Below are 24,815 nucleotides of genomic sequence, written 5' to 3' on the forward strand. Positions count from 1 at the left end.
ACCGTCTGTTGTTTAAATTCATCATTATACCTTTGCCGCTGTTCACCCAAAATGAACACCTCCTGATAAGATTATTATCCTCATCTCCTAACGAGGTGTCTACTTTTTATTCTAGTTTCAATTTTCCAGTTAAACTTGAAATTCCAACATGAATCCGCGAAATAACTGGAGGTTTTCCAGCTAACGATAAGTTTGGTGGTGATTTGTTCTTGGCAGGTGAGGTTTTGCAGTTAACAATGTGTGGCTTAGACTTGTTCTCAGTAGGTGAAATTGTCCCGCTATTAATGCATGTGGCGTTGCTGAGCTCAAGGGAAGCGAAAGGGAAGTTGGTCTTACAGCTATTTTCATATGTATTTGTTCAGGAAGTAAAAATAGTTGCAATGAAAGTCAAAGGATTGGTATACGCTTTCAAATCGGCAACGGATATAATGAGGGCACAGAAGTTCAAATCCAGCAACAAGGAGAGGAGAGATCCAAGATATGAAAGCCTCAGTCCCTGCCGCAACATCCCAAGTGCTGACAAGCAAGCGGGCCAATCGTCATCCTCTGCTTAAGTATTGGGATCTTTATTTGATGGTTCTACCAGCGCTGGTGTTCCTGCTAGTGTTCAAATACGGACCGATGTACGGAGTCGTAATTGCTTTTAAAGACTACAACATTATTCAAGGGGTATTTGCAAGTAAATGGGTTGGCTTACAGTACTTCCGAGAGTTGTTTATGTTCGACGAGTTTCCGAGGGTGGTGGTTAACACACTAGTAATCAGCCTGATGAAACTGGTCATTGGATTCCCGGCCCCAATCTTGCTCGCGTTACTGCTTAATGAGCTTCGTCTCGTTGTTTTCAAACGCTGGGTTCAGACGTTTACGTATCTGCCGCATTTCATCTCATGGGTCGTTATCGGCGGGATTGCTGTCGACTTGTTGTCACCAAGCAGCGGTATCGTGAACAAAGTGATTCAAGTTTTTGGCGGCGAGCCGATCTTCTTCTTAACGAGTGAGAAGCTGTTTCGCTGGATACTCGTGTACACCGATGTATGGAAGGAAGCAGGATGGGGCGCTATCATCTACCTTGCTGCGTTACTAAGCATCAACGAGGAATTGTTCCAAGCAGCAACAGTGGATGGTGCGGGACGGCTCCGACAAATCTGGCACATCTCGCTGCCGAGCATTCGCTCAACGATTATTATTCTGCTTCTGCTGCGAATCGGTCATTTACTTGACGCCGGCTTCGAGCAAGTGCTCGTGATGTACAACCCGACGGTATACGATGTCGGTGATATTATTGACACTTACGTATTCCGAGTGGGATTAGGCACGATGCAGTTTGGCCTGACCACGGCGGCGGGATTGTTTAAATCAGTCATCGGTTGTGTGCTGCTAGTTATTGCCAATACACTTGCCCGGCGAATGGGCGAGGAAGGAATTTACTAACCTAGAGAGGTGGTGCTTGTGTGATTCGTTCTAGAGGAGAAACCGTATTCAGTTACTTTAACGTGTTCCTACTTTCGCTCATCTCGCTGTCGATGGTTCTGCCGTTCATACACGTGGCAGCCAAAGCGTTCAGTAGTGAATCACATGTTCTAGCCAAGGACATCCTGTTATGGCCCAAGGGAATCACAACGATATCCTTTGAATATGTGCTTTCAAATAAGCAATTCTACTACTCATTCGGTAATTCGTTATTTATTGCCATTGTCGGAACGGTAATTAGCATGGCGTTGACCGTGCTAGCGGCTTATCCGCTTTCTCGCAAGGGCTTGCCCTACACTCGCTTTCTGATGTTACTGTTCGTCATCACGATGTTCTTCAGCGGAGGACTGATTCCGACGTACCTCGTCGTAAAGCAAGTTGGGCTGCTTAATTCACTATGGTCGCTCATTTTGCCGACTGCGCTGGCACCGTTTAATATGATCTTAATCCGCAACTTCTTCATGGGCGTACCGGACTCATTGGAGGAATCTGCTCGAATGGACGGTGCCTCAAATTTACGAATTCTGACCTCAATCTATCTGCCGTTATCTGTACCTGCACTGGCTACCGTCGGGATGTTCTATGCGGTTGGCTACTGGAATGCTTTCTTTCAAGCGATGATGTACATTACCGATCGGCAGTTAATGCCGCTTCAAATGTTTCTCCTTCAACTCGTAACCGATGAGAAGTCAGCTGACCTAGTTGTGAATGATGTATTTCGCGAAGTTACTCCAGAAACGATACGGGCGGCAGCCATTCTGTGTGCAGTAGTTCCCATTTTGTTTGTGTATCCATTCATTCAACGGTATTTCGTCAAAGGGGTTATGTTGGGTGCTGTCAAAGGGTAATGGCCAACCTGCGAAAACACCTGTTTTTTTATATAAACACTTTAGGGGAGGTTTTATTCGATGAGAATTCAAAAAGCAGTGCTAGTGGGCATGTCATCTGTCCTGTTGGTCGGGCTTGCAGTAGGTTGCAGTAGTAATAATACTGCCCCTGCCAGTACCAAAGCTGGAGCGACAAGTTCAAGTGGATCAGTCAAAAACAAGGAATTGAAAGTGATGCGTATGTATCATCCTGCCATGGAACAATACAAGGGCAGTGACACGATTAACGACAACAAGCTGGTGAACGTGCTTAAAGAGAAATCCGGATATAACGTGAAATTCGAGTCGCTGCCTAAGGACAATCCCAACCAGAAGATATCGATCATTTTAGCCTCAGGTGATGTACCAGATATTATGTGGATCCCAGGCAAATCCGACTACTTTAAGCTGGCGCAACAGGGGGCATTTGAGCCACTTGACGAGTTAGTGAAAACAAATATTCCTAATCTATCTTCATTTCTGCCCAAAGAAATTCTCGACGCCTCCAAGCTGGATGGCAAAATGTACGGCATTCCAGTACGTGTTGCCCAAAAGGTTGGCAACGGCCTTCTGGAGCGCTCGGATATTCTGAAGGAGCTCAGTCTGAAAGAACCGACTACGATGGACGAGATGTATACGACGCTTAAGGCGATCAAAGAGAAAAAGAATATCGCGCCTCTCACGGGTTCCGCCGGAAATCCAGGAGCGTTTATGGCATCCTTCCTGCCTTACGCATCAGCGTTCGGAGTAGGTACCTCGACGGTAAACAAAAATGGCAAGTTAGAATTCGCATGGCTGCAACCAGAATATAAAGAGTACCTCACGACCATGAAGACATGGTATTCCGAAGGCTTAATCGACCAAGAATTCGCTATCAATAAAGATATTAAGGACAAAATGATCAACGGAACTGCTGCTTTCGGCACTGTCTATTGGGGCGATGCACTGACGATTGATACCTCAATCAAGGATAAGAAGAGCGCAGGAACCTTACAGTACATCGCACCAGTTAGCGGTAAGAGTGGAGCTTCAGGCTTCCAAGAGGAAGGTATTCCAGGTAACTACATTGTTATTCCGAAGCAAGCCAAGAACAAGGAAGGCGCCGCCGCATTTATCAATTACATCATGAATGCAGATACGGATAAATTTTTAACTTATGGACTTGAAGGTCAGGATTATAAGGTAGATAACGGGCAAATCGTGCAGACACCAGAACAGAGCAACAACATTCCGTGGAGGACATTGTACTTCTTCGGAGACAGTGACCCGAGCTTCAATGCACGTTTAAAAGTTAAGGGATTCCTTCCGTATTACGAGCCGCTGCTGAAATTTAAGCAGAATCGGGAAGAAACTTCATACGCACCTTCCATTGAGGCGTACGACACCAAGTTCACGGAGCTGCGCAACTACACAGAAGAAAACGCCTTGAAATTCATTATGGGCAAACGTGATCTAGGCGAGTTTGATAAGTTTGTGCAGGAATTCAACGCCAAGGGCGGCAAGGCAGCCATCGATGCGATGAACGAATGGTTTAGCAAAAAGAAATAGGGAACCTTGGAGGCTTCATTCATGAAGAAAGATATTGAAATGATGCTCAGCCATCCGAATTTAGTAGCGTTATGGGACTTTCAAGAAGGCCCTGGAGAAGCACGCATGTCAAGGGGTGGAAAGCCATATGCCCTGCAGGAAGGTGCAGGGCTGGTAGATCGTGACAATGAAGGTATATTCGGTCCATACAGTGCTCTGCTAGAGGAAGGGAAATGGTTCCGAATTCCCCGGGAGCACATCCAAGATCTGAATATACATGGTGAGAATGCGCAGGTGACGGTTGCTGCTTGGGTTAAACGCAGGAAAAAATCCAATAATGAATGCGAATTTATTGCTGGCATCTGGAACGAATCCAATAAGAGACGCCAGTATGGACTATTCCTGAATTTATCGATCTGGGAGAGCGGCCAACAGGTGTGCGGCCATGTATCTTCTGTAGGTGGTCCGACACCTGGGTATCGCTGGTGTATGGATGCATCTATTGGTAAGACCGAAGTCCCTCAGGGCGAATGGCAGCATGTAGCTTTTACATACGATGGTCAGCATGCGCGGTCCTACGTAAACGGAGTATTGGATGAACGTCCGATCCTTAATCCGTATCATTACCCTGGCGGCCTTTACGATGGAGGGCCTGACGGTGCTGATTTTACCGTTGGAGCGGTGGATCGTTCACAGGAGATCGGCAATTACTTTGTCGGCAGCATCGGTGGATTAGTTATTTATAACAAAGCATTAACGAATGCGGAGATGCACCAACTTGCTTGTTTGTAGAAGAGGAAGGGGCCAACTCGAGCATCTACAAGTATAAAAAATTATATTAAACAAGAGCCTGACCTACACGGCTCGTAAGCCCTGAAAAGGGCTTTTTTTTGCGTCATATTCTGAATGTGTAAATCGTTGCTGTCATAAAATGAAGAAGAAGGTAGTGGTAACTCTCATATAAATAAGAAAAGTTAAAATAGGAATGTAAAGGGGAAGATGAACATGCAAATCGCACGTAAATTTGCTTCAGTACCCTCCAAGTTACAGGGCGGCCGCACGCAAGAACTCATGGCTAAAAGACAAGCATTCATTCCAAGAGGTGTTGGCAATAATACGCCGATTTTTGTGGAGAAGGCAGAAGGATCATTGATTTATGATGTGGATGGTAATGTATTCATTGATTTTGCTGGCGCCATCGGAACGCTGAATGTGGGCCATTGCCCGCCAGAAGTTGTCAAAGCTGTTCAAGAGCAACTTGAAAAATATATACATCCTTGCTTTCATGTCGCTATGTATGAACCTTATCTGAAGTTAGCTGAGAAGTTGGCAGAGATTACGCCGGGCAGCTTTCCGAAGAAAACGATCTTTCTGAATAGCGGTGCAGAAGCGGTTGAGAATGCTGTGAAAATTGCTAGGAAATTTACAGGGAAATCAGGCATCGTCTCCTTTTCGCGAGGATTTCATGGTCGAACTCTCTTAGGCATGTCGCTTACAAGCAAGGTTAGACCCTATAAGTTCCAGATGGGACCTTTTGCTCCGGCCACCTATAAGGCGCAATTCCCGTATCCGTTGAATCGTCCGCAAGGCATGTCGGAGATCGATTACGCGCGCTATTGTGTTCAGCAATTTGAAGATTTCCTCCTTACGGAGGTTGCACCAGAAGAGTTGGCAGCGGTCATTATGGAACCGATCCAAGGTGAAGGCGGCTTTATCGTCCCTCCAAAGGAATTTGTTCAAGGTATATATGAGATTTGCAAAAGTAAACAAATTTTGTTCATTGCCGATGAAATTCAAACGGGTTTCGGACGTACGGGAGAAATGTTTGCATCGACACATTTTGGGATTGAGCCAGATTTGATGACGATGTCGAAATCCATTGGGGCAGGCTTGCCGATATCAGCGGTTACGGGACGTTCGGAGATTATGGATGCACCTGCCCCTGGCGAAATTGGTGGGACGTATGGTGGAAGTCCACTTGGTTGTGTGGCGGCATTGGCCGTTATTGAGAAGATGGAACGCGAGAATCTTATCGAACGATCTCGTGTTATCGGTGAGACAATCCGTGAATTCTTTACTAACTTGCAGAAGACGATTCCGCATATTGCGGAGGTTCGTGGTCTAGGCGCGATGTGTGCGATCGAATTCGTAGATCCTGATACGAAAGAACCAGATAAAGCGAAGACAGCTGCGATTCAAAAAGGCTGCTATGAAGCAGGCGTGATTCTATTAAGCGCTGGGGTGCACAGCAATGTGATTCGTTTTCTGACGCCACTCGTAATTACGGATGAAGAGCTTGCTGAGGGACTTGATATTGTCCAACAGGTTATACTTGACCAATATGCGCAAGACAGAAAGTAGGGTTGGGGATGAAAAGGCATTTGTTTATTAACGGAGAATGGAAAGAAGCTGCTCGTTACGAAGCACTTTACTCACCATTTTCAGGAGAATGGATTGCAGACGTGGGGTATGCGAATGAGGCAGAAACGGATGAAGCAATCCAAGCTGCACAAGCAGCTGCGCCGATCATGGCTCACATGCCTGCACACGCGCGTACGGCTATTTTAAATAAAGTCGCTGAATTGTTAGAAAAAAGGAAAGAGGAGCTGTCCCGTCTCGTAGCTTTGGAAGCGGGTAAGCCGCTCAAGACCGCGCGGGGCGAACTCGCCCGGACGATTCAAACGTATAAATTCGCTGCGATGGAAGCAAGTCGCATCCATGGAGAAACGGTCCCTCTGGATGCAGCTCCTGGTGGAGAGGGACGCATTGCCTTTACGCTGCGCAAGCCGCTGGGAGTGATTGCGGCGATAACACCATTTAACTTTCCCTTTAATTTGGTCGCACATAAAGTCGGCCCTGCGATCGCGGCGGGGAATACAATTGTACTCAAACCCGCGGGACAAACGCCACTTTCCTCTTTGGTACTTGCAGAGATTTTCCAAGAAGCGGGACTCCCGAAGGGGGCATTGAATGTTATTCCCGGACCTGGATCGGTAGTGGGTGAGAAGCTCGTGAGCGATCCACGAGTGAAGGCTGTGACATTCACAGGTAGTCCTGCAGTCGGAATTGCCATGAAAAACAAAGCTGGTTTAAAGCGAGTTACCTTAGAGTTAGGTTCGAATTCAGCTTTACTTATAGACAAAGCCTACGAGATTACAGATGAGTTAATCAGTCGGTGTGTGCTCGGTGCATTTTCATATAGTGGTCAAGTATGTATCTCCATTCAGCGGATTTTCGTCCATGAGCTGCATCATGATGATTTTATGAGTAGATTCAAAGCGCAAGTAGAGAAATTAGTTATCGGCGACCCGCTGGAAGAGACAACAGATCTATCTGCGCTCATTAGTGAGAAAGAAGTTCGCCGGATGCAGGATTGGGTAGATAGCGCGGTCTCCAAAGGAGCCCTTGTGATTACGGGAGGTAAAGAGCTGAACTCTCGGATATACCCACCGACCATCTTGACGCATGTAGCAGCGGATGAGCCTGTATCCTGTGAAGAGGTGTTCGGACCGATCGTCACGGTTGCCTCATTCAGCTCGCTGGATCAAGCCATACAGGATGTCAATCATTCCCGCTATGGACTTCAAGCAGGCATCTATACAAATGACATCCGTTCCGCGATGCTTGCTGCCCAGCAGTTGGAAGTAGGTGGCGTCATGATTAATGATTTCCCTACATTCCGTGTGGATAACATGCCTTATGGCGGTGTGAAGGAAAGTGGCTTCGGACGGGAAGGTATTCGATATGCGGTTGAGGAGTTGACGGAGCTGAAGTTCATTTCAATTAAGTTATAGGCTACACGATCCAATTAACTTGAAAATGTACAGCTATTTCAGCTATTTTTCCGGATTTTTCTTGAATAACTGGATTAGGTACAGCTAATTTAGCGTGCTTTGAACCAATTGCTTCATATGGCTCGAATTAGCTGTATGAAATCCAGTTATTCCTAATAGATCAGCTTTTTCAGCGAGATTAACATCATAAAATCCATCTATTCATGAAGCGCTGCACGGAGAAGGGGGATGCAGGTGCTGGTACTAGTACTAGCCGGATTATCAAACCCATAGCCGAAACATCGGAGGTTTCTTGGTGGACTCCAAGTTCAAATGCAAAAAAAAAGAAGAACCAGCAGAAATGCCGGTTCTTCTTACTAAATCATATATTTACACAGGAGGAAGTTTTATGTTAAGATACTAAGACTATTGGCTATTTTTAATTTACATTATAACTATTACATTATATCTTTAATTAAATTTTAGCATGAAAAACGGTAGGTTGTCAAACATTTTTTATTTTTTTCACACAAGACCCAAAAGGAGCGTGTTCGTGAAGATGATAAAGGCGAACGAATGGCAGCAAGAACAAGAGCGATTAAATATGGTTAGCGAAAAATTACAATCTGCAATCGTCGAAATTGAACCAGAAGTAGTCGGGTTGCGCGATCAGGTAACGGACTTCCGCAAACGTTTCTGGGAAGAAGTGTCCATCAACACGAGCACCCATGAAGATTTCGAAGAGGCATTTTATAGTATTAGGCAGCAAGAAGCATTGTTATCAGAGCGGGAGCGCAGTCACCAGCAGCGGATGCAACGATTGAAGAGCATGAAGCGACTGCTGCCGTCGCCATATTTCGGGCGAATTGATTTTCATGAGGAAGGCCTTAGCTTCAGCGAGCACATTTATATCGGTGTTTCGTCTTTCGTTGACGATGACGGTTTAAGCTTCCTGGTCTATGACTGGCGCACACCTATTGCAAGTATGTACTACGACTATTCCCCGGGGGCTTCAGCCTATGAAACACCAGGAGGGCAAGTAGCAGGGGAGATGACGCTGAAGCGGCAATATTACATCGGCGACGGTCAGTTAAAACGTGTGTTCGACACGAGTGTAACCATTGGCGATGAATTGCTCCAGCAAGTGCTTGCTCAAGGTGCAGATTCGCAAATGAAGAGCATTGTGGCAACCATTCAGAAAGAGCAAAATGCCATCATTCGCAACGATAAGACGCGAATGCTCATTGTGCAGGGAGCGGCCGGCAGTGGCAAGACGTCAGCCGCTTTGCAGCGAGCGGCCTACTTATTATATAAGCACCGCGATAAGCTTAAGGCGGACCAAATTGTACTTTTTTCCCCGAATCCGATGTTCAACAGTTATGTATCAACGGTTCTTCCCGAACTCGGTGAGGAAAACATGCAGCAGACGACCATTCAAGAATATTTGGTCTATTGGCTTGGGTCTACATTACAATTGGAGAGTCCTTTCGAGCAGATTGAATATGTGCTGACGTCACCATCTTCTCACGAGTATGAAGCACGACGAAGTGGGATTCACTATAAGGCATCTGAGGTATTTCTCCATGCGCTGCAGCAATATGCGGTTTGGCTGGGGAAAGAAGGCATGTTGTTCCGCGCTATCAATTTTCGGGATCGTGAGTTAATTACCGCGGAGCAGATCCGATTGCAATTTTATAGCTATGACCCTACCATTCGTCTGGCTAATCGCGTCCTTCTTTTACAGGAGTGGATCCTGCAAAGGTTGACGACGCTAGAGCGGAAAGAACAAAAAGCGCATTGGGTTCAGGATGAACTCGATTACCTCGATAACGAACAATATGCCGAAGCCTACAGAGAGTTACTCAAGAAGTATCAACAAGAAGAAGAAGTTGTCCTCCATATGAATGAACAGCTTTTGGATGATTATGGACAGTTTCTTGGCAAGGAGCAAGACGATGAGCATGATGTTGATTTTGCCATGCAGGAAATCGAAGAACTTCTTCGGAAGATGATCGTGAGCGGCCATTATAAACCCTTGAAAAATGACGTAAAGCGATTTAAGTTTATCGATATCATCGGGTTGTATGATCAGTTATTCAGCGATGAGACCGCTTATCGGAGCATGACCAACGAGCGCGATGTACCTGAGCATTGGACGGAAATTTGCAGGCAAACGAAGGAAAAGCTGAGTAAGCTCGAACTGTTTTATGAGGATGCGGCGCCGTTCTTGTGTTTGAAAGAATTCGTAGAGGGGACTCGGAGGAACACGAATGTGCGGCATGTATTTGTCGATGAAGGACAGGATTATTCTCCCTTCCAATTCTACTTCCTCAAGCAGCTATTTCCCCGCGCCAGCATGACCGTGCTCGGAGATTTCAGTCAAGCAATCTTCCCACAGGCGACCAATCTATCTGAGGTGGATTCGCCATTAATTCGGCTATACGGCCAAGATGAAACGAATCTGATTCGCCTTGTTCGAAGCTATCGCTCCACTCGCGAGATTGTGGAGTTTACGAAGGCATTGCTGCCTAGCGTAGATATTGTGCCTTTTGAGCGGAGCGACCAGAAGCCGTATCTTATTAAGGTGAGCAGCCGTGCAGAGAGAGTTGAACGCATTGTTGCGCATCTTGCTGAACTAAAGGCAAAGGGCTTTGAGTCGATTGGCATTATTACGAAGACCGCAGCGGAGAGTCGGGAGGCTTATGACGTGTTGATGTCAGCGGACATTGAGACGCTGCGACTCATTACGAAGGAAACATCAACGTTTGAGAAAGGGACGATGATCATTCCCGCATACCTCGCCAAAGGTGTCGAGTTCGACGCGGTATTGATTTTTGATGCATCATCACAAGTGTATAATCGTGAGAGCGAACGTAAGCTTTTTTATACGGCTTGTACACGTGCGATGCACCGGCTTTTGCTCTATACAACAGGGGAGTGGACACTGTTTATCCAGTCATTGGATCAGAATTTATACGAGAGAGAGGGTTAAACATAATTGTTACTGAAAAATGAGTGACCCGTCAGTGAGAAGGGGTTTTAATCAGCTATAGTTTGAGGTACGATAACTAATGGGGTTATTTCCCAAGATAGTTGGTAAGCTGCATTTGCAAACGGAGGGGACACAACTGGATAACTTTGCATGCTTATACGTTGTACGCGGTGAGCCCTATCGAGCGGGCACTTGCGTGAATTTAAACCAGGAAGAAACAAATGTCGGCCGGGTATCCCATGAGTTAACGCCGGATTTGGCTTTTACGAACGCGTTTATTTCCCGGAAACATATCATTATCCGCAAAGAGCAAGACAAAGCGGTGCTCTATGATTTAGGAAGTCGCCACGGCACTGAACTTAATGGCGTAGAGCTAACGCCGCACACGCCGTATCCGTTGAACAATTTTGATATTATTAGGCTTGCCAAAGGGATGACCGTCATCCATTTCTCATATATGTTTGCCGATCAAACCCTTGAAATCGAACCGCTCAGCATCACCATGCAGCTAGAAATTCCCAAACTCCCGTTGGAAATAAGTTGGGAGAAACGGGAATGTGTGGTGGAAGGCAAGCGAATTCTTATGTCGGAGAAAGAATATCTATTGATCCGTGTGCTGCATGAACATATAAACCGACTCGTTCCCATGGAGGAAATTAAATCCAAGGTGTGGCCTGAGCGATCACCAGGAGCCGAAGGGTTCTCGGACGTGACTCTCGATGAACTAAACGCTTTGGTCTATCGGGTTCGCAAAAAGTACGGAAAAGATACCTTTCTCATTAGTGCCGTGCGCGGCGGCGGTTATATGCTCGAATCCGAATTGAAATCGTCATAACGAAAGTTGGGATACCTTCATGAAGTATATACAAGCGGAATACTCAGGCCCACTCCACGGAACGGTACACATACCAGGCGCAAAGAATAGTTCTCTTGCCATACTTGCAGCTGCTTGTTTGGCGGATAATATCGTAACATTAGAAGGCATACCACACATAGATGATGTCCGTCTTATCGCGGATATTGGTAGGGATATCGGTCTGAAGCTCACACAGCACGCGGGGCAAGTGATTATTGATCCCCGCTGGATCCACAGCTCCGTGATTGATCCAGGCAAAGCATCGAGCTACCGAGCGTCTTATTATTTTGTTGGCGCGTTATTATCCAAATTTGGCAGAGTCACGATTGGATTACCTGGTGGTGATGATTTTGTTTCAAGACCGATGGATCAGCATATCAAGGTGTTCCAAGCTCTTGGAGCTCAGGTGCGGCTCTACAAGGATTATTATGAAGTCGAAGCGGCAGAGTTGAAGGGGGCGGACATTTATTTCGACACCATTACCTCGGGGGCGACGATGAATGCGATGATGATGGCTGTATTGGCAAAAGGACGGACTCACCTGCACAATGCGGCCGTGGATCCAGAGGTATGCGATACGGCAAGATTCCTGAATCAACTCGGGGCACGAATTTATGGAGCCGGCACGGATCGTATTCGGATAGAAGGTGTTCCTTACTTGAACGGGGGCATCCATACGGTAATTCCAGACAGGCTAATTGCCGGAGCTTTCTTGATGGCGGCTGGGCTGGGTGGGGGACAAATTACCGTCAAGGATGTCATTCCTGAGCATCTTGGCTCCTGTCTAGCTAAGCTGGAGGAAGTCGGACTGCATGTGGAATGTGGGGAAAACAGTATAACTGCTTATGGTACTGGCGCGCTGAGAGCCACACGAATTCGCGCAGGCATGTATCCGAGTTTCGCCACCGATTTACAGCAACCCATGACGGCACTCCTGTTGCAGGCCGAGGGCAAAAGTATCGTGACTGATCGTGTGTATCCGAAACGGTTTGCTCATGTTCCGCAGCTAAGACGGCTTGGTGCAGAAATAGAGATGCGGCAAGAATCGGCGTTTATTCGCGGTGGAATGCCCCTGCGAGGCGCTTGGGTGCATGCGACAGATGTGCGTGCAGGCATTTGTCTGCTGATGGCCGGTCTCACGGCTGAGGGCAGCACGTGTTTAACAGGCGTCGAGCACATCGAGCGCGGCTATGAGGATGTGATCGGCAGCTTCCGATCCATCGGAGCTAAGCTCTCGATGCGTGAACTGGACGCCCAAGAGATTTACAGTCGAATTCACATGCAAGGGTAATCGTTTTCCTATACATAGTAACGAATAACTCACTTAAGGAAGGTGTCTTCCCTCGATGAATACAGACATTCAAATTGAGAAGTATCTCGAACGCATCGGTTTTCAGGGTTCGCTCGATGGCAGCGCTAAGACATTAGCTGACCTGCAGGAACGACATCTGCACACGGTTCCCTATGAGAATTTGGATATTCTCGAAGGGAAAGCGTTATCTCTTGATCCGCAGGAATTGTATCAGAAAATTGTCATACGCCAGCGTGGCGGGTATTGTTTTGAAACGAATGCCTTATTCGGTTGGCTGCTTCGTGAACTTGGCTATACGGTGACGGATTTGGTCGCCAGATTCTGGCGGGATGAGCCGAATCTACCGCCCAAAAGGCGTCATCATGTCTTGAAGGTAGAAGCCGAAGGCGTGAACTACCTGTGCGATGTTGGTGTTGGCGGGATCGTACCTCGCAGACCCCTTTCCTTCATCGAAGGTCTTGTCCAGCAGCAAGGCGATGAGAGCTACCGCCTTGAGAAAGATCCCTATGACGGCTGGGTGCTTTGCGAACAGAAAAAGGAAGCATGGCATCGCATCTACTCTTTCACAGAGGAGCCTCAGCTGCCGAAAGACTACCTATTCGCGAGTTTCTGGTGTGAAAAAGCCCCAGATTCGATTTTCAACAAGTACCCAATCGTTGCGATACGCACGCCAGAGGGAAGGCATACACTTGCTGATAAGGAGTTCCGCATATTCAGTGCTACTGACGTAAGGACCTACACGCCTCAGACAAATGAAGCGTATAAAGAAGCTCTATTATCGTATTTCGGCATTCGTCTTTAGCTAAATAGAAGCGTGTGAGAAGGCAGCGGACCTCGTGGTTCGGTTGCCTTTTTTAACTAGAGGGAAAGAATGGAGGTATTTTATCGTGAAAAAGGGTAGGAATATCGTACTTATCGGAATGTCAGGCGCTGGAAAAAGCACGCTGGGTGTGTTATTAGCCAAAGCTTTAGGTATGGATTTCGTAGATACAGATATTGTCATACAGCAACAGGAAGGGCGATTGTTACAAGAAATAATAGAGTTAGATGGAATCGAAGCATTCATGGAAGTCGAAGAAAGAATTGTGTCAGGATTGCAACTTGAAAATTGCCTGATATCTACAGGTGGCAGTGTCGTATATTCTGACAAAGCGATGAAAGTCCTTCGACAAAGCGGCAGGATTATTTATTTGCATGTTTCCTATGAAGAAATTGAACGGAGAGTAACGAATATAACTACAAGAGGCATTGTAATGAGGGCAGGAAATAGCCTTAAGGATGTTTACGAGGAGCGAATTCCTCTCTATATGACGTATAGCGATTGCACGGTCGATTGTACGAGTAAGGAGATTGAACATTGCGTAAAGGAGATCATTTCGAACTTAAGTACCCCCTGAAATCGACGAAATTCGACGAATTTATATACAAGTTATTGCATAAGGAGTGAATCACGATGGCGAACAATTACAAACGCTTCATTCATAATCAATTCGAAAAAGCGAAGTCTACCGCATCCGAGTTCATTTCTTCAAGAAATGTGGAACAAGAAGAAGGCATGATAGAGCTCGACCCACGATATGTTGATCAGCTAAAAGATATCGCCATTCTGCAGCATACAACTGTAGATGCTATCGTCAATGGACTCATTGCTCAATATCTGGCAAGCGCCTCTTACGAATTAACCCCGATCTCTGTGGATCAAAAGGAAGCAAATCCACTGCTGTATTTGGATGGTATTTGCAAACAAGAGGATTAAGGAGGTCTGATCTATGGATAATCACTTGAATATTCAGGATGCCATTTTTCTGGATGAAACAGCTCTAGCCGCTTTAATGAACCCTGAAGACCCTCGATATACCAAGGCTCGTTCGATGTTTCTAGATTTACATGATCTTGAACGTAACTACATGACGACGAACTCCATCGTATTCGATCTCCACGAGTGGCTTCGTAATGAATACAGCTATGAGCAGGCGGAATATTTTCTGAAGGCGATTGAGAAAGCAGTAAGTAAAGGCAAATTGGCGGTCATCTCAAGCGGCCCTGAATTTGAGGGGGAATCGCGCAGATTGTTAATGGACAGGCCAGAACTCCGCTTCTCACTCAGCGAAGCCCTTACGGCAGTGACCATGTCGTACTACCAGGTGAAACGCATTTTTACTTTTAATCGTAATTTCATGATGCTGGCTAATTTGGATAAGGATATTCGTATTATTCCATCCTATCACTTCGGCAGCTAAGGCGTAACCGTATTGATATGAGCGATAACCTCAACACCCGAATTGACAGCAGTCACTTCCATTTTGTCATTGTAAGCTACCGCATACCAAGGTTCTGAGGCCGATTCAGCCTGAACGCCAATGTCGATTTCCCAAGGGGCTTCATAACTGACGCCAAGGAGTTGATTGCCTTGGTAAATGGCGATTGCAAAGGGTGGTTTACCCTGTTCATTCACAAGCTTCGGATAGACAAGAACGGTCTGTTGACCCGTAGGAAGAGAACGGTCTAAGACTGGTTTATAACGGTATTGAATAGGATTTACCCCTGGCTCTACCTTACTTAGAAACCAATCGGATGCGATTAGCCTTTGATAATATCCATCCATAAATGGATTTTCGCCGATGTCATAGACATAACTTCCGCTCGTTCGAATCGCCTGAGCCCGGCTGAAATTAAAGTAGGTAATGGCTTTTACTTGAGGAAATAATCGCGGGAGATGACCATACATATAACCCAACTGGCTTTCTGCCCAGGTCCAGTAAGCTTGGTTAGTTGGCAAATACGTATGAGCAACAGCACCCTCAGAAATCATAATAGGTTTATGGCTATATCGTTTATAAAGAGGAGCGAAGGTATCGATCACGGTGCCCTTTAGCTGCTCTTTTTCTGCTGAGAAAGGGGTGCTATATAACGAGAATCCAACCCAATCCACGTAGGCGTCACCTGGATAGTAGCTATCGATCGTATCCGGCGGCCAGAAGTTCGGTGACCACACCATGGCGACATTAGGTGCTTCTTCGGCCATAATATCGTGAATAAGACGGAATTTCTCGATATATAGCTGGGGCTCGCCATGCCATGGCACCCAAGCTCCGTTCATCTCTGATGCATAGCGTAGGAAGATAGGGATACCAGAAGCTTTGGCTTCACGTGCGAAACGGCGAACATATTCATCATCCTGCACGTCGTTTAAGCCAAACCGCGGCTCCCACCCAATCTGAAGTGCGCCGTCAAGTTCCTTCACTCTTTCTGCGGTACGCGCGGGGAAATAAGTGTTGGTATCGGTCTGCACCTTGCGCCACCCCACATAAGACAAATACAGCGCGTGCTTGCGTCCGTAGACGTCTTCAATCTTCGTAACATCGTAGCCGACTCTGCGATCTGCCCCGAGCATGCCAATATAAACCCCTGATGCAGGCTCGTGTTTAGCAAGCGAAGAAGTTACAGGGATGGCAGATTCCGTTGGTTTAAGGGGTTGAGCTGGTTGAACAGATTGAACTGGCATCGGAACACGGAGATAGAGCTCCATATCTGTCGAAGGTGTCTGGATGTTAGGCGAATCAGGCGTAAACAGAGGCGCCGAAGGAAGTCCAGCTGTATATACATCAATCCGATTGCGATAGACTGCTGCAGTCTCAGCCTGTCCTGCTTGCTCGGATTTCTTCTCTTGGTTGGTCCAATAAGTTAAGATATCTGGCTGTTTAGATCGTGAAGGAGGGGGAGTGGCAGGCGAATGATCCAGCATGGCAACGGCATCAAGTGTATTAGGCTCGTGCTTATCGCCATCGGTCTTCATTACAAGCAAGGGAAGCGCGATACAGCTCGCCAAACCGAGAAGGGCTGTAAGCCCCCAGGTAACTTTATTTCGCATGATACAGGTTCCTCTCCAAGGGGATTCCTCTTAATTGTATGCCCAAACCTGAGAGTCGGTCAATGGCGCATACAAGATGAAAATAAGGGTTCCCCGCCACATACATGGCAAATGGGAAACCCTCGTTTATGGTGTCTAGGATTAGCTTAACCTTTTTTAGTTTGAAGACGAATAACATTCCAAGATGCTTTGGCAAGGTTGCTTTTGACATGTCCATTGTCAAGAACGGATAGACCGCCATGGTGAGGCTTAACATGATGTGGGTTAGCCTTGGTGTTCACCGCTTTCAGGTCTTCGTGTTCAAGCACGATGTGTTCGATCAAGCTAACTTCGCCGAAGCTGCGAATGTCGAGATCCAGTTCCATAGCTTCGGAGAGATGGCGATTGACAGCAAAGACCGTAATATGACCCTGCTCCTCGTCGTATACGCAAATCGATTCCAAATAAGGGACATCTGTATAATCTTTGGAATCATATTTGGGTGAAGAATTGACGGTATGCAGGACAGTTCCTCGACCATAAATGGAAGCATGAAGGAATGGATAGTAAGTCGTTTGCAGCCACAGCGGACCACCTGTCTCTGTCGTAATCGGTGCGATAACATTAATCAATTGCGCCATGCAAGCCATTTTGACACGATCAGCATGCTTAAGTAACGTAATAAGGAAACAGCCAACCGCTAATGCATCCTCATGCGTATACACATCTTCAAATTCTGGTGGAGCAATCTGCCAACGCTCTTCTGCGCGACTTGATCCAATGGTATGCCAGACATTCCACTCATCTAAGGAGAGCATAAGTTTTTTCTTACTGCGCTTCTTGGCTTTCACATAATCACAAATGGATGCGACACTGCTGATGAACGTATCTAGATTAAGAGATGAGGCAAGAAAGTTTGCTGTATCGTTGTTATTATTATTGTAATAGGCATGTAGTGACAGATAGTCAACATTGTCATAGCTCAAATCCAGAACGGTAGCTTCCCAATCTGCAAAAGTACTCATACCGCTTGATGAGCTGCCACAAGCCACTAACTCAATAGAAGGATCGACCCAACGCATTACTTTTGCGGTTTCGTTTGCGAGGCGACCATACTCAACGGCTGTCTTCGTGCCGATCTGCCAAGGCCCGTCCATTTCGTTGCCAAGGCACCAGGTTTTGAAACGGTGGGGTTCCTTATAGCCATGAGAAATACGTAGATCACTATAATACGAGCCAGAAGGATGATTACAGTACTCGATCAGATTTCTGGCGTCGTCGATGCCGCGTGTGCCGAGATTAACCGCCATCATAACTTCAGAACCAACTAATTTCGCCCAATCAGCGAATTCATTCGTCCCAACTTCATTCGTCTCCGTTGTCCACCAAGCCAGCTCTAGCAATCGCTTACGATCTTTCTTAGGTCCAACGCCATCCTCCCAATTATAACCGGAAACGAAATTGCCTCCTGGATAGCGAATAATTGGAACTTGCAGAGCACGGATGGCTTCAATCGCGTCTTGTCGGAAACCATTCTCATCTGAGGTAGGGTGACCAGGCTCATAAATACCGCCGTAAACAGCCCGCCCTAGGTGTTCGATAAAGGATCCATATAGACGAGGGTCAATTTGAGCTAGAATAAAATTCTTGTCGATGAGCATTTGTGAACGTAAAGACATGTGTTATCGCTCCTTATATTTTGAATTAGTATATTAGTGAATCCTTGTCTTGTTGATTTCATCTATATTATGTACGATAATAGAGTTAATCTTCAATAACAATTTCATAGGATTAGCAAAATTGCGTATTCTAAAGGGTGTGAACGAATGTATCTAAAGACGGATGCTGCGTCGCTTCAGGTGTATGAAGCATTGGCGAGTGAGGTTCGCCTGAAAATTATAGATAAACTATTCATCAAGGAAATGCATATTAAGGAACTCGCTGCCGAGCTCTATCTTAGTAATGCGATTGTCAGCAGCCATGTAAACAAACTCGAACAAGCCGGACTTGTTGGAAGTAAGATGAGGCGAGTTAATGGTGGAACCTACAAATATTGCTTCGTGAATACGTCCTATTTGCAAATTAAGCTGTCACCAGAAAGAACCTCTTTGCACAAATCTAAGGAAGTGTCCGTCCCTATAGGCCATTACACGGATTATGAAGCGTGGCCGACTTGTGGACTGGCGACTACGGAGAAGATCATTGGCCATTATGATAATCCCACCTATTTTATGGACCCGGAAAGAGTAGATGCAGGTATTCTTTGGTTTGCGAAGGGGTTTGTCGAGTATAAAGTGCCTAACTACTTGTTAAAGGATGATCAATTAAGGGAAATAGAAATTTCGCTGGAAATTGGATCGGAAGCGCCTCAAGTAAATGAAAATTGGCCCTCGGATATTTGTTTCACATTGAATGGGACGCGACTAGGTACCTGGACAAGCCCGGGCGATTATGGTGAGACGAGGGGGAAGTTGACCCCGGAATGGTGGCACTCGGACGTGAATCAGTATGGGCTGTTGAAGGTTCTTCGCATTACGGATCAAGGCACATATATGGATGGTCAACGGCTTTCCGATGTCTGTATCAACGAGCTGGAAGTGGATCCGAAGTACTGGGTATTGCGAATTAGCGCAGAGGATACGAAACGTGGGCGTGGGGGGTTAACGCTGTTTGGTAAGGGATTTGGCAATTACGAGCAAGATATCTGGATGAGATGTTTTTATGAGTGAACTCATGGACACGCGCCCGATTTGGGGTACGTGTTTTTTTATTAGAAAGATCGTATAGAATTTGGTAAAAATAGGTACTGTTCTATGACATTCGGAGATAAAATAAGATGGTGTATATGGACTTACCTGAGGAGGGATTGCGTGGATTGGTCGCGTAAAGAGTTGAAAGCTAGAGCGAAACAAGTTTTGCGTACATCGTATTGGAAGGCATTTCTAGTGAGCTTGCTGCTTGCCGTTGTTGGAGGCGGAGTTCCGAGTTGCAATTGGAATTCGGATCGTGGTGCCTCCATTAACCTGACAGGTATGAATGCAGATTTTGGGGGTATTTCGGATGGTGTCGGTGCACTTATTCTGATCATCATTATTATTGTTGCGATCGTAGTAGGATTGGCCGTCGCTGCCTTCAACATCTTTGTGATTGCCCCCTTCAAAGTAAACACACAGCAATATTTCAAACAAGCCTCTCAAGGTGATGTTAATATGAACTATCTTCTTTACACATTTGGCAAAGGGAAGTATTTAGGAACGGTTGCCGCTATGTTTTGGAGTGCTTTGCTTAATTTCCTATGGTATTTATTGCTCATCATCCCTGGTATTGTGAAGAGTTATGCCTACAGTATGGTTCCGTATATCCTCGGTGACAATCCAACGATTGGTCGCAAAAGAGCCGTTCAACTCAGCAATCAGATGACGCGAGGACACAAGTGGCAGATGTTTGTTCTAGATCTTTCGTTTATTGGGTGGTTCATTCTCGGTGTCTTAGCACTTGGCGTAGGTGTGTTGTTCGTATTGCCGTATTATAATTCTACGAAAGCTGAGTTATATGTAGTATTGCGTCAGCAAGCATTATATGATGGACTGAGTAACCCTGAAGAATTAAATTTACCCATTTCATAAGGAGCTGATTGTTGTGTCTGTCCAAGTAGCGATGAGTAAGGCGCAAGCAACCACGACGACGTCCAAGCATTCGATCACGATGATCATGGGCATGTGGCTTATTATTGGCCTGTTTATTGATGGCTTCGCCCATAACCATGGAGCAGTAGAAACCTTTTTTACACCGTGGCACGCGATTCTTTACTCGGGCTATTTGGCCTGTGCTGTGTGGATTTTTCTAATGATTCGCTCGAATAAAATCAGCGCTCAATCCTCCTCATGGTTCGCAGCCATTCCAGTAGGCTATAAACTTGGTGTTGCTGGCGTCTTTCTCTTCTTTGTAGGTGGGCTTGGTGATATGTACTGGCATACGGTGTTTGGTATTGAAAAAAATATCGAAGCCCTGCTTAGCCCTACACATCTTTTGCTGCTGTCGGGTGCTTTAATGATTCTGACAAGTCCCTATCGTGCAATCAGCGCTGTTGAAAAGGAGGCTGCGCCGACGTTTCGCCAATTGTTACCGGCGTTAACTTCGATAGGGTTAACTTTTACAGTGTTTGCTTTCTTCCTCATGTACGCATGGTCATTCCGGCAGAATCTATGGATGGCCCGAGGTGAGGATGCGATTGGAAGAGCCGTGGTGGATTTCCTCATTACGACGATGATTCTTGTGATTCCATTGATGTTTGTCCTGCGGAGATGGAAGCTTCCGTTCGGTACCGTTACTTTCTTCTTTCTATTCGAGTCGATATTCCTAGCGGTGCTGGACGGATTTAGAGACTATAGCTCAATTACCATCCTGCTAATCAGCGGTGTGATCGGTGATGTGCTATTTCGAGAGATCAAAGAGCGCGACGTAACAGACTGGCGATATAAGGCTGTATTTTTTGCTTTGCCTGTCTTGGTCTGGGGACTATATTTCGCACATTTGAAACTATTTGAAACGTTGAACTGGTCTCCAGAACTGTGGGGTGGATCAATCTTCCTGTGTGCATTGACTTCACTTGGTTTAAGTATTCTTGCAGCGCCGGTTTCATCCGACAAAAGCGAATGAGAGTAAAGCTATTGCCCTTTACGTGCTTAGTTGTACTCCTATCCGCTTGTGGTTCGTCAGCCACCACGACGATTGATATGTCCGATATGTCCAGCATGTCGGGTATGACGATGTCATCGTCATCCGTTACACATCAACATACGAGCGATGCGATTGCTCATTTTTCGGTGGATTCACCGAATTATTTACCAAAAGAGTTATCCGATATCACGATTCTAGTTCAAAATAAATGGAATCGCCCCATCGAGAAGTTCGATGTTATGCACGAGAAACTTATGCACCTTATTGTGGTTAGCAAGGATTTGTCCTACTTTGAACACTTGCATCCAACCTACGCAGGAGCTGGGCGATTCGATGTCCAAACATCGTTCCCGGCAGGAGGCTACTATCAGCTCATTGCGGATTTTACGCCAACGGGCTTAGGGGAAAGTGTGCAGTCCCATTGGTTGACCATTAACGGGAAGGCACCGAAAGCTGTTAAGTTGCTCCCGGATAAAAACTTAACGAAACAGGTCGGTGACAAGGAAGTCACCCTAGCCTTCGATCATCTCATGGCAGGTATGGAGCTGGACATGGTGTTCACTTTCAAGCAAGGAGCTGCCAAAACACCTGTAACGAATCTGCAGCCATATCTTGGAAGTGTTGGACATGTAGTTGCCATTAGCGAGGATGGGAACGATTATGTCCATGTGCATCCGACTGATCCTACAGCGACTTCGGGGCCAACTGCAGCGTTCAAAATTGTATTTCCTACTAAAGGGATCTACAAAATTTGGGGCCAGTTTCAGCAAAATAACGAAGTGTTCATCGTTCCTTACGTGATACAAGTAAATTTGTAATATAAAAGAAATATAGTAGTCATCTGCCATACATGTTAGTCGGTTATAATAAAAGACGACCCCCTTTTAAAATATAAACCTTTAGACCCGCGGCCCGTTGCTGTGGGTCTCTTTTTGTCCATCTGTGGTACAATAAGAGACATACATCGAATAGGAGTGAGAAGAATGACTGCAAGTGTGAATGAGCAGGAGCTTTTACAATTCATTATGGGCAAGACGAAGGCAGAGCCGAAGCAGATTGAGTTAGTTTTGAAGCATGAGAAAGCCTACATAGCCAAAGCGGAACAAGGCTCGAAAGGTGCTGTGGATATCGACAGCGATGATTTAATCGATCATATTCTAGGCCGTCCAGACGTCAAGCTAAGCGAGCTTGCGGTGGATACGATTCTGGAAGCCGAGATGGAGTACTTGATGAAAAATGGGATGGCCGGCTACATCGACTAAAATATGTTCTAAAGACCCTCACATGGAGAATATCTGTGTGGGGGTCTTTTTGTGCGGGGGAGTAGGTTACTAAGCTGTCTTATAGCTGTCTATTGTGCGAAATAACTGGAAAATATCCATCTAAATTCCGCCGAAATCATTGTTTTAAAGGGATAAATGGATTTTATGGAGTTAATTTTACTGTTTTCTACTCGAGATCAGGAAAGTGAGGAAAATAGATGTAGTTTATCCAGGGGGAGGAAAGTAATAAGTGAGCAGTGAGTAGTGTTAAGTCAGGAGTTTAAAATTAGAAGCACGAATAGAATCATTAGTGTAACTTCAAAGTTAATTGAATAACGCGTATTGACATTGATTTCGTACGGATGCATAATGAAAAAAGGAATTATTACGTTATTTAATTAACTTATAAATTATCTAATTGGAGGTTTTCCTTTACAATGAGCAACCAACCGAGAGCTGAATATCCTAGACCGCAATTTGTACGAGATAGCTGGATCAATTTAAACGGCGAGTGGCAATTCGAGTTTGATGATGAATCCGTAGGGACGAAACAAAAATGGCATAATGGTGAAAGAGCGTTCTCCCAGACGATTCAAGTACCGTTTGCTTTTCAAAGTCAATTGAGCGGCATTGGCAGTAATGAATTCCACGATATCGTGTGGTATCGCCGCGAACTTGAGATTCCGCAGCCGTTTGCCGGTAAACGAATTCTACTTCACTTTGGTGCTGTGGATTACCTTGCATCGGTTTGGGTGAACGGCATTCTTGTAGCGACGCACGAGGGTGGTCATACGCCATTCCATGCGGATATTACGGAAGCGCTTCAAGCGGGGACGAATTTGCTTGTTGTGAAGGCTGTGGATTTTAGCAAAGACGTAACACTTCCTAGAGGAAAGCAGTATTGGAAAGCGGATTCTGCGAGTATTTTTTATACAAGAACAACGGGGATATGGCAAACGGTTTGGTTAGAGGCTGTTTCAGCTAACGCCTACTTAGATAAGGTGAAAATGACGCCGGATATTGATGCAAAGCAAATCGAAATCAAATACGAAATCGAAGGAATTGACGCACAATCGACGTCCAAGTACCAACTGAAGGTTGATATTTCTTTTAAAGGTGAGCTAGTTTCCGAAGATGTGTATGGGATTAAGAGCGGGACAGGTGCACGGAAGATTCGTTTGAATGATTTTAATGATCATGGGCTTGGCGGATGGTGGACACCAGAGAAACCGAACTTATACGATGTTACGTTCACGCTGCTAGTTGATAATGAGGTTGAGGATGTTGTAGGAAGTTACTTCGGTATGCGCAAGGTTTCGATCGAGGATGGCAAGTTGTGTCTGAATAATCGTCCTTATTTTCTGAAAATGGTACTGGATCAAGGCTACTTCCCTGATGGGAATTTGACGCCTCCGAGCGACGAAGCAATTAAACAAGATGTTGAGCTTACGAAGGCGATGGGCTTCAATGGGGCCAGGAAGCATCAAAAACTGGAGGATCCAAGATTCCTGTACTGGTGCGATGTGCTGGGGCTCGTAGTGTGGAGTGAAGCCGCGAATGCCTACGAATACACGGATAAGTATGTAGGGCAATTTACCAAAGAATGGATCGCCTCGATGGAGCGGGATTATAATCATCCGTCGATTATCGCTTGGGTACCGCTCAATGAAAGCTGGGGAGTCCCGAACATCCAAATCGATAAATTGCAGCAGCAGCATGCTTTGACGATGTATCATTTGAGCAAATCGCTGGATCCAATGCGCCCAGTTATCTCGAATGATGGATGGGAGCTTGTGACGACCGATTTATTCGCTATTCATGACTACGAGTGGCGGGAAGAAGTCCTGAGTGAGCGTTATAGCTCCAAGGAGAAGGCCGTCCATGCAATGCCGGCGAATCGACGTTTATTTGTCGAAGGTTTCCCTTATCAAGATCAGCCGATCCTCGTCACCGAATTTGGTGGAATTGCCTACAAGAAGAGTGAATGGGAAGGTTGGGGCTATTCCGGTGCAGATAACGACGAAGACTATGAGCAAAAGCTGCGTGCCGTTATTCGTCCACTCCTGAACTCAGGCGTAGTGCAAGGCTACTGCTATACGCAATTGACGGATGTTGAGCAAGAGATCAACGGGTTGCTGACGTATGATCGGAAGCCGAAAATTCCCGTGGAAATCATCAAAGCGATTAATGATCGTAACTAACATACAAATAAAGCCGAGGCTATTGC

21 protein-coding genes are annotated in these 24,815 nt (G+C 45.9%); 19 read left to right on the plus strand and 2 right to left on the minus strand.

Going from position 1 to position 24,815, the window contains the following annotated elements; translation table 11 throughout:
• Positions 1–480: 480 nt before the first annotated feature.
• From HQN88_RS24365 to HQN88_RS24425, 13 genes are all read left to right on the plus strand, one after another.
• Entirely contained in the window at positions 481–1,431 is a 951-nt protein-coding gene (locus HQN88_RS24365; protein ID WP_173117389.1) for an ABC transporter permease, read from the plus strand.
• 20 nt (positions 1,432–1,451) lie between these two features.
• Complete coding sequence (locus HQN88_RS38475) at positions 1,452–2,318, plus strand: carbohydrate ABC transporter permease (protein WP_274319426.1); 867 nt, start codon at positions 1,452–1,454, stop codon at positions 2,316–2,318.
• Positions 2,319–2,378: 60 nt separating this feature from the next.
• A complete protein-coding gene (locus HQN88_RS24375) occupies positions 2,379–3,884 on the plus strand; it encodes an extracellular solute-binding protein (protein ID WP_173117391.1) in 1,506 nt (501 codons plus the stop codon).
• A gap of 21 nt (positions 3,885–3,905) precedes the next feature.
• Positions 3,906–4,655, plus strand: coding sequence for a LamG domain-containing protein (locus HQN88_RS24380; protein WP_173117393.1), 750 nt, complete (start codon positions 3,906–3,908; stop codon positions 4,653–4,655).
• Between the two features lie 213 nt (positions 4,656–4,868).
• On the plus strand, positions 4,869–6,224 hold the full coding sequence (gene gabT / locus HQN88_RS24385) for a 4-aminobutyrate--2-oxoglutarate transaminase (RefSeq protein ID WP_173117395.1): 1,356 nt from the start codon (positions 4,869–4,871) through the stop codon (positions 6,222–6,224).
• 8 nt (positions 6,225–6,232) lie between these two features.
• Entirely contained in the window at positions 6,233–7,657 is a 1,425-nt protein-coding gene (locus tag HQN88_RS24390) for an aldehyde dehydrogenase family protein (protein ID WP_173117397.1), read from the plus strand.
• Positions 7,658–8,195: 538 nt separating this feature from the next.
• Complete coding sequence (gene helD, locus HQN88_RS24395) at positions 8,196–10,628, plus strand: RNA polymerase recycling motor HelD (protein WP_173117674.1); 2,433 nt, start codon at positions 8,196–8,198, stop codon at positions 10,626–10,628.
• A 79-nt stretch (positions 10,629–10,707) separates the two neighbouring features.
• A complete protein-coding gene (locus tag HQN88_RS24400; RefSeq protein WP_246320430.1) occupies positions 10,708–11,463 on the plus strand; it encodes an FHA domain-containing protein in 756 nt (251 codons plus the stop codon).
• A 19-nt stretch (positions 11,464–11,482) separates the two neighbouring features.
• Positions 11,483–12,775, plus strand: a complete 1,293-nt coding sequence (gene murA / locus HQN88_RS24405; protein WP_173117399.1) for a UDP-N-acetylglucosamine 1-carboxyvinyltransferase — start codon at positions 11,483–11,485, stop codon at positions 12,773–12,775.
• Positions 12,776–12,830: 55 nt separating this feature from the next.
• Positions 12,831–13,598, plus strand: a complete 768-nt coding sequence (locus HQN88_RS24410; protein ID WP_173117401.1) for an arylamine N-acetyltransferase family protein — start codon at positions 12,831–12,833, stop codon at positions 13,596–13,598.
• 85 nt (positions 13,599–13,683) lie between these two features.
• Positions 13,684–14,193, plus strand: coding sequence for a shikimate kinase (locus HQN88_RS24415; protein ID WP_274319430.1), 510 nt, complete (start codon positions 13,684–13,686; stop codon positions 14,191–14,193).
• Between the two features lie 56 nt (positions 14,194–14,249).
• Positions 14,250–14,552 (plus strand): hypothetical protein, encoded by a 303-nt coding sequence (locus HQN88_RS24420; RefSeq protein ID WP_173117403.1) that lies wholly within the window; start codon positions 14,250–14,252, stop codon positions 14,550–14,552.
• Between the two features lie 13 nt (positions 14,553–14,565).
• Complete coding sequence (locus tag HQN88_RS24425) at positions 14,566–15,036, plus strand: hypothetical protein (RefSeq protein ID WP_173117405.1); 471 nt, start codon at positions 14,566–14,568, stop codon at positions 15,034–15,036.
• Here HQN88_RS24425 and HQN88_RS24430 read toward each other — a convergent pair.
• Both HQN88_RS24430 and arfA read right to left on the minus strand, forming a co-directional pair.
• Positions 15,033–16,667, minus strand: a complete 1,635-nt coding sequence (locus tag HQN88_RS24430; RefSeq protein ID WP_246320431.1) for a glycoside hydrolase family 26 protein — start codon at positions 16,665–16,667, stop codon at positions 15,033–15,035. The two genes, HQN88_RS24425 and HQN88_RS24430, sit on opposite strands and share 4 nt — an antisense overlap.
• Before the next feature lie 146 nt (positions 16,668–16,813).
• Entirely contained in the window at positions 16,814–18,325 is a 1,512-nt protein-coding gene (arfA, locus tag HQN88_RS24435; RefSeq protein ID WP_173117407.1) for an arabinosylfuranosidase ArfA, read from the minus strand.
• Between the two features lie 147 nt (positions 18,326–18,472).
• On the opposite strand from arfA, the gene HQN88_RS24440 reads away from it, so the two are divergent.
• From HQN88_RS24440 to HQN88_RS24465, 6 genes are all read left to right on the plus strand, one after another.
• Positions 18,473–19,375: an ArsR/SmtB family transcription factor gene (locus tag HQN88_RS24440; RefSeq protein WP_173117409.1), complete on the plus strand. Its 903-nt coding sequence runs from the start codon at positions 18,473–18,475 to the stop codon at positions 19,373–19,375.
• 141 nt (positions 19,376–19,516) lie between these two features.
• The gene (locus tag HQN88_RS37840; protein ID WP_216855813.1) at positions 19,517–20,272 is read left to right on the plus strand and encodes a DUF975 family protein; all 756 of its coding nucleotides are present in this window, start codon (positions 19,517–19,519) and stop codon (positions 20,270–20,272) included.
• 13 nt (positions 20,273–20,285) lie between these two features.
• Positions 20,286–21,305, plus strand: coding sequence for a hypothetical protein (locus HQN88_RS24450; protein WP_173117413.1), 1,020 nt, complete (start codon positions 20,286–20,288; stop codon positions 21,303–21,305).
• An 11-nt stretch (positions 21,306–21,316) separates the two neighbouring features.
• Positions 21,317–22,144 (plus strand): hypothetical protein, encoded by an 828-nt coding sequence (locus tag HQN88_RS24455; protein WP_173117415.1) that lies wholly within the window; start codon positions 21,317–21,319, stop codon positions 22,142–22,144.
• A gap of 165 nt (positions 22,145–22,309) precedes the next feature.
• Positions 22,310–22,588: a hypothetical protein gene (locus tag HQN88_RS24460; RefSeq protein WP_173117418.1), complete on the plus strand. Its 279-nt coding sequence runs from the start codon at positions 22,310–22,312 to the stop codon at positions 22,586–22,588.
• 437 nt (positions 22,589–23,025) lie between these two features.
• The gene (locus HQN88_RS24465) at positions 23,026–24,789 is read left to right on the plus strand and encodes a glycoside hydrolase family 2 protein (protein WP_173117420.1); all 1,764 of its coding nucleotides are present in this window, start codon (positions 23,026–23,028) and stop codon (positions 24,787–24,789) included.
• The last annotated feature ends 26 nt before the right edge of the window (positions 24,790–24,815 follow it).

Origin of the sequence: Paenibacillus qinlingensis, assembly GCF_013204845.1 — a bacterium.
GTDB classification, from domain to species: domain Bacteria; phylum Bacillota; class Bacilli; order Paenibacillales; family NBRC-103111; genus Paenibacillus_E; species Paenibacillus_E qinlingensis.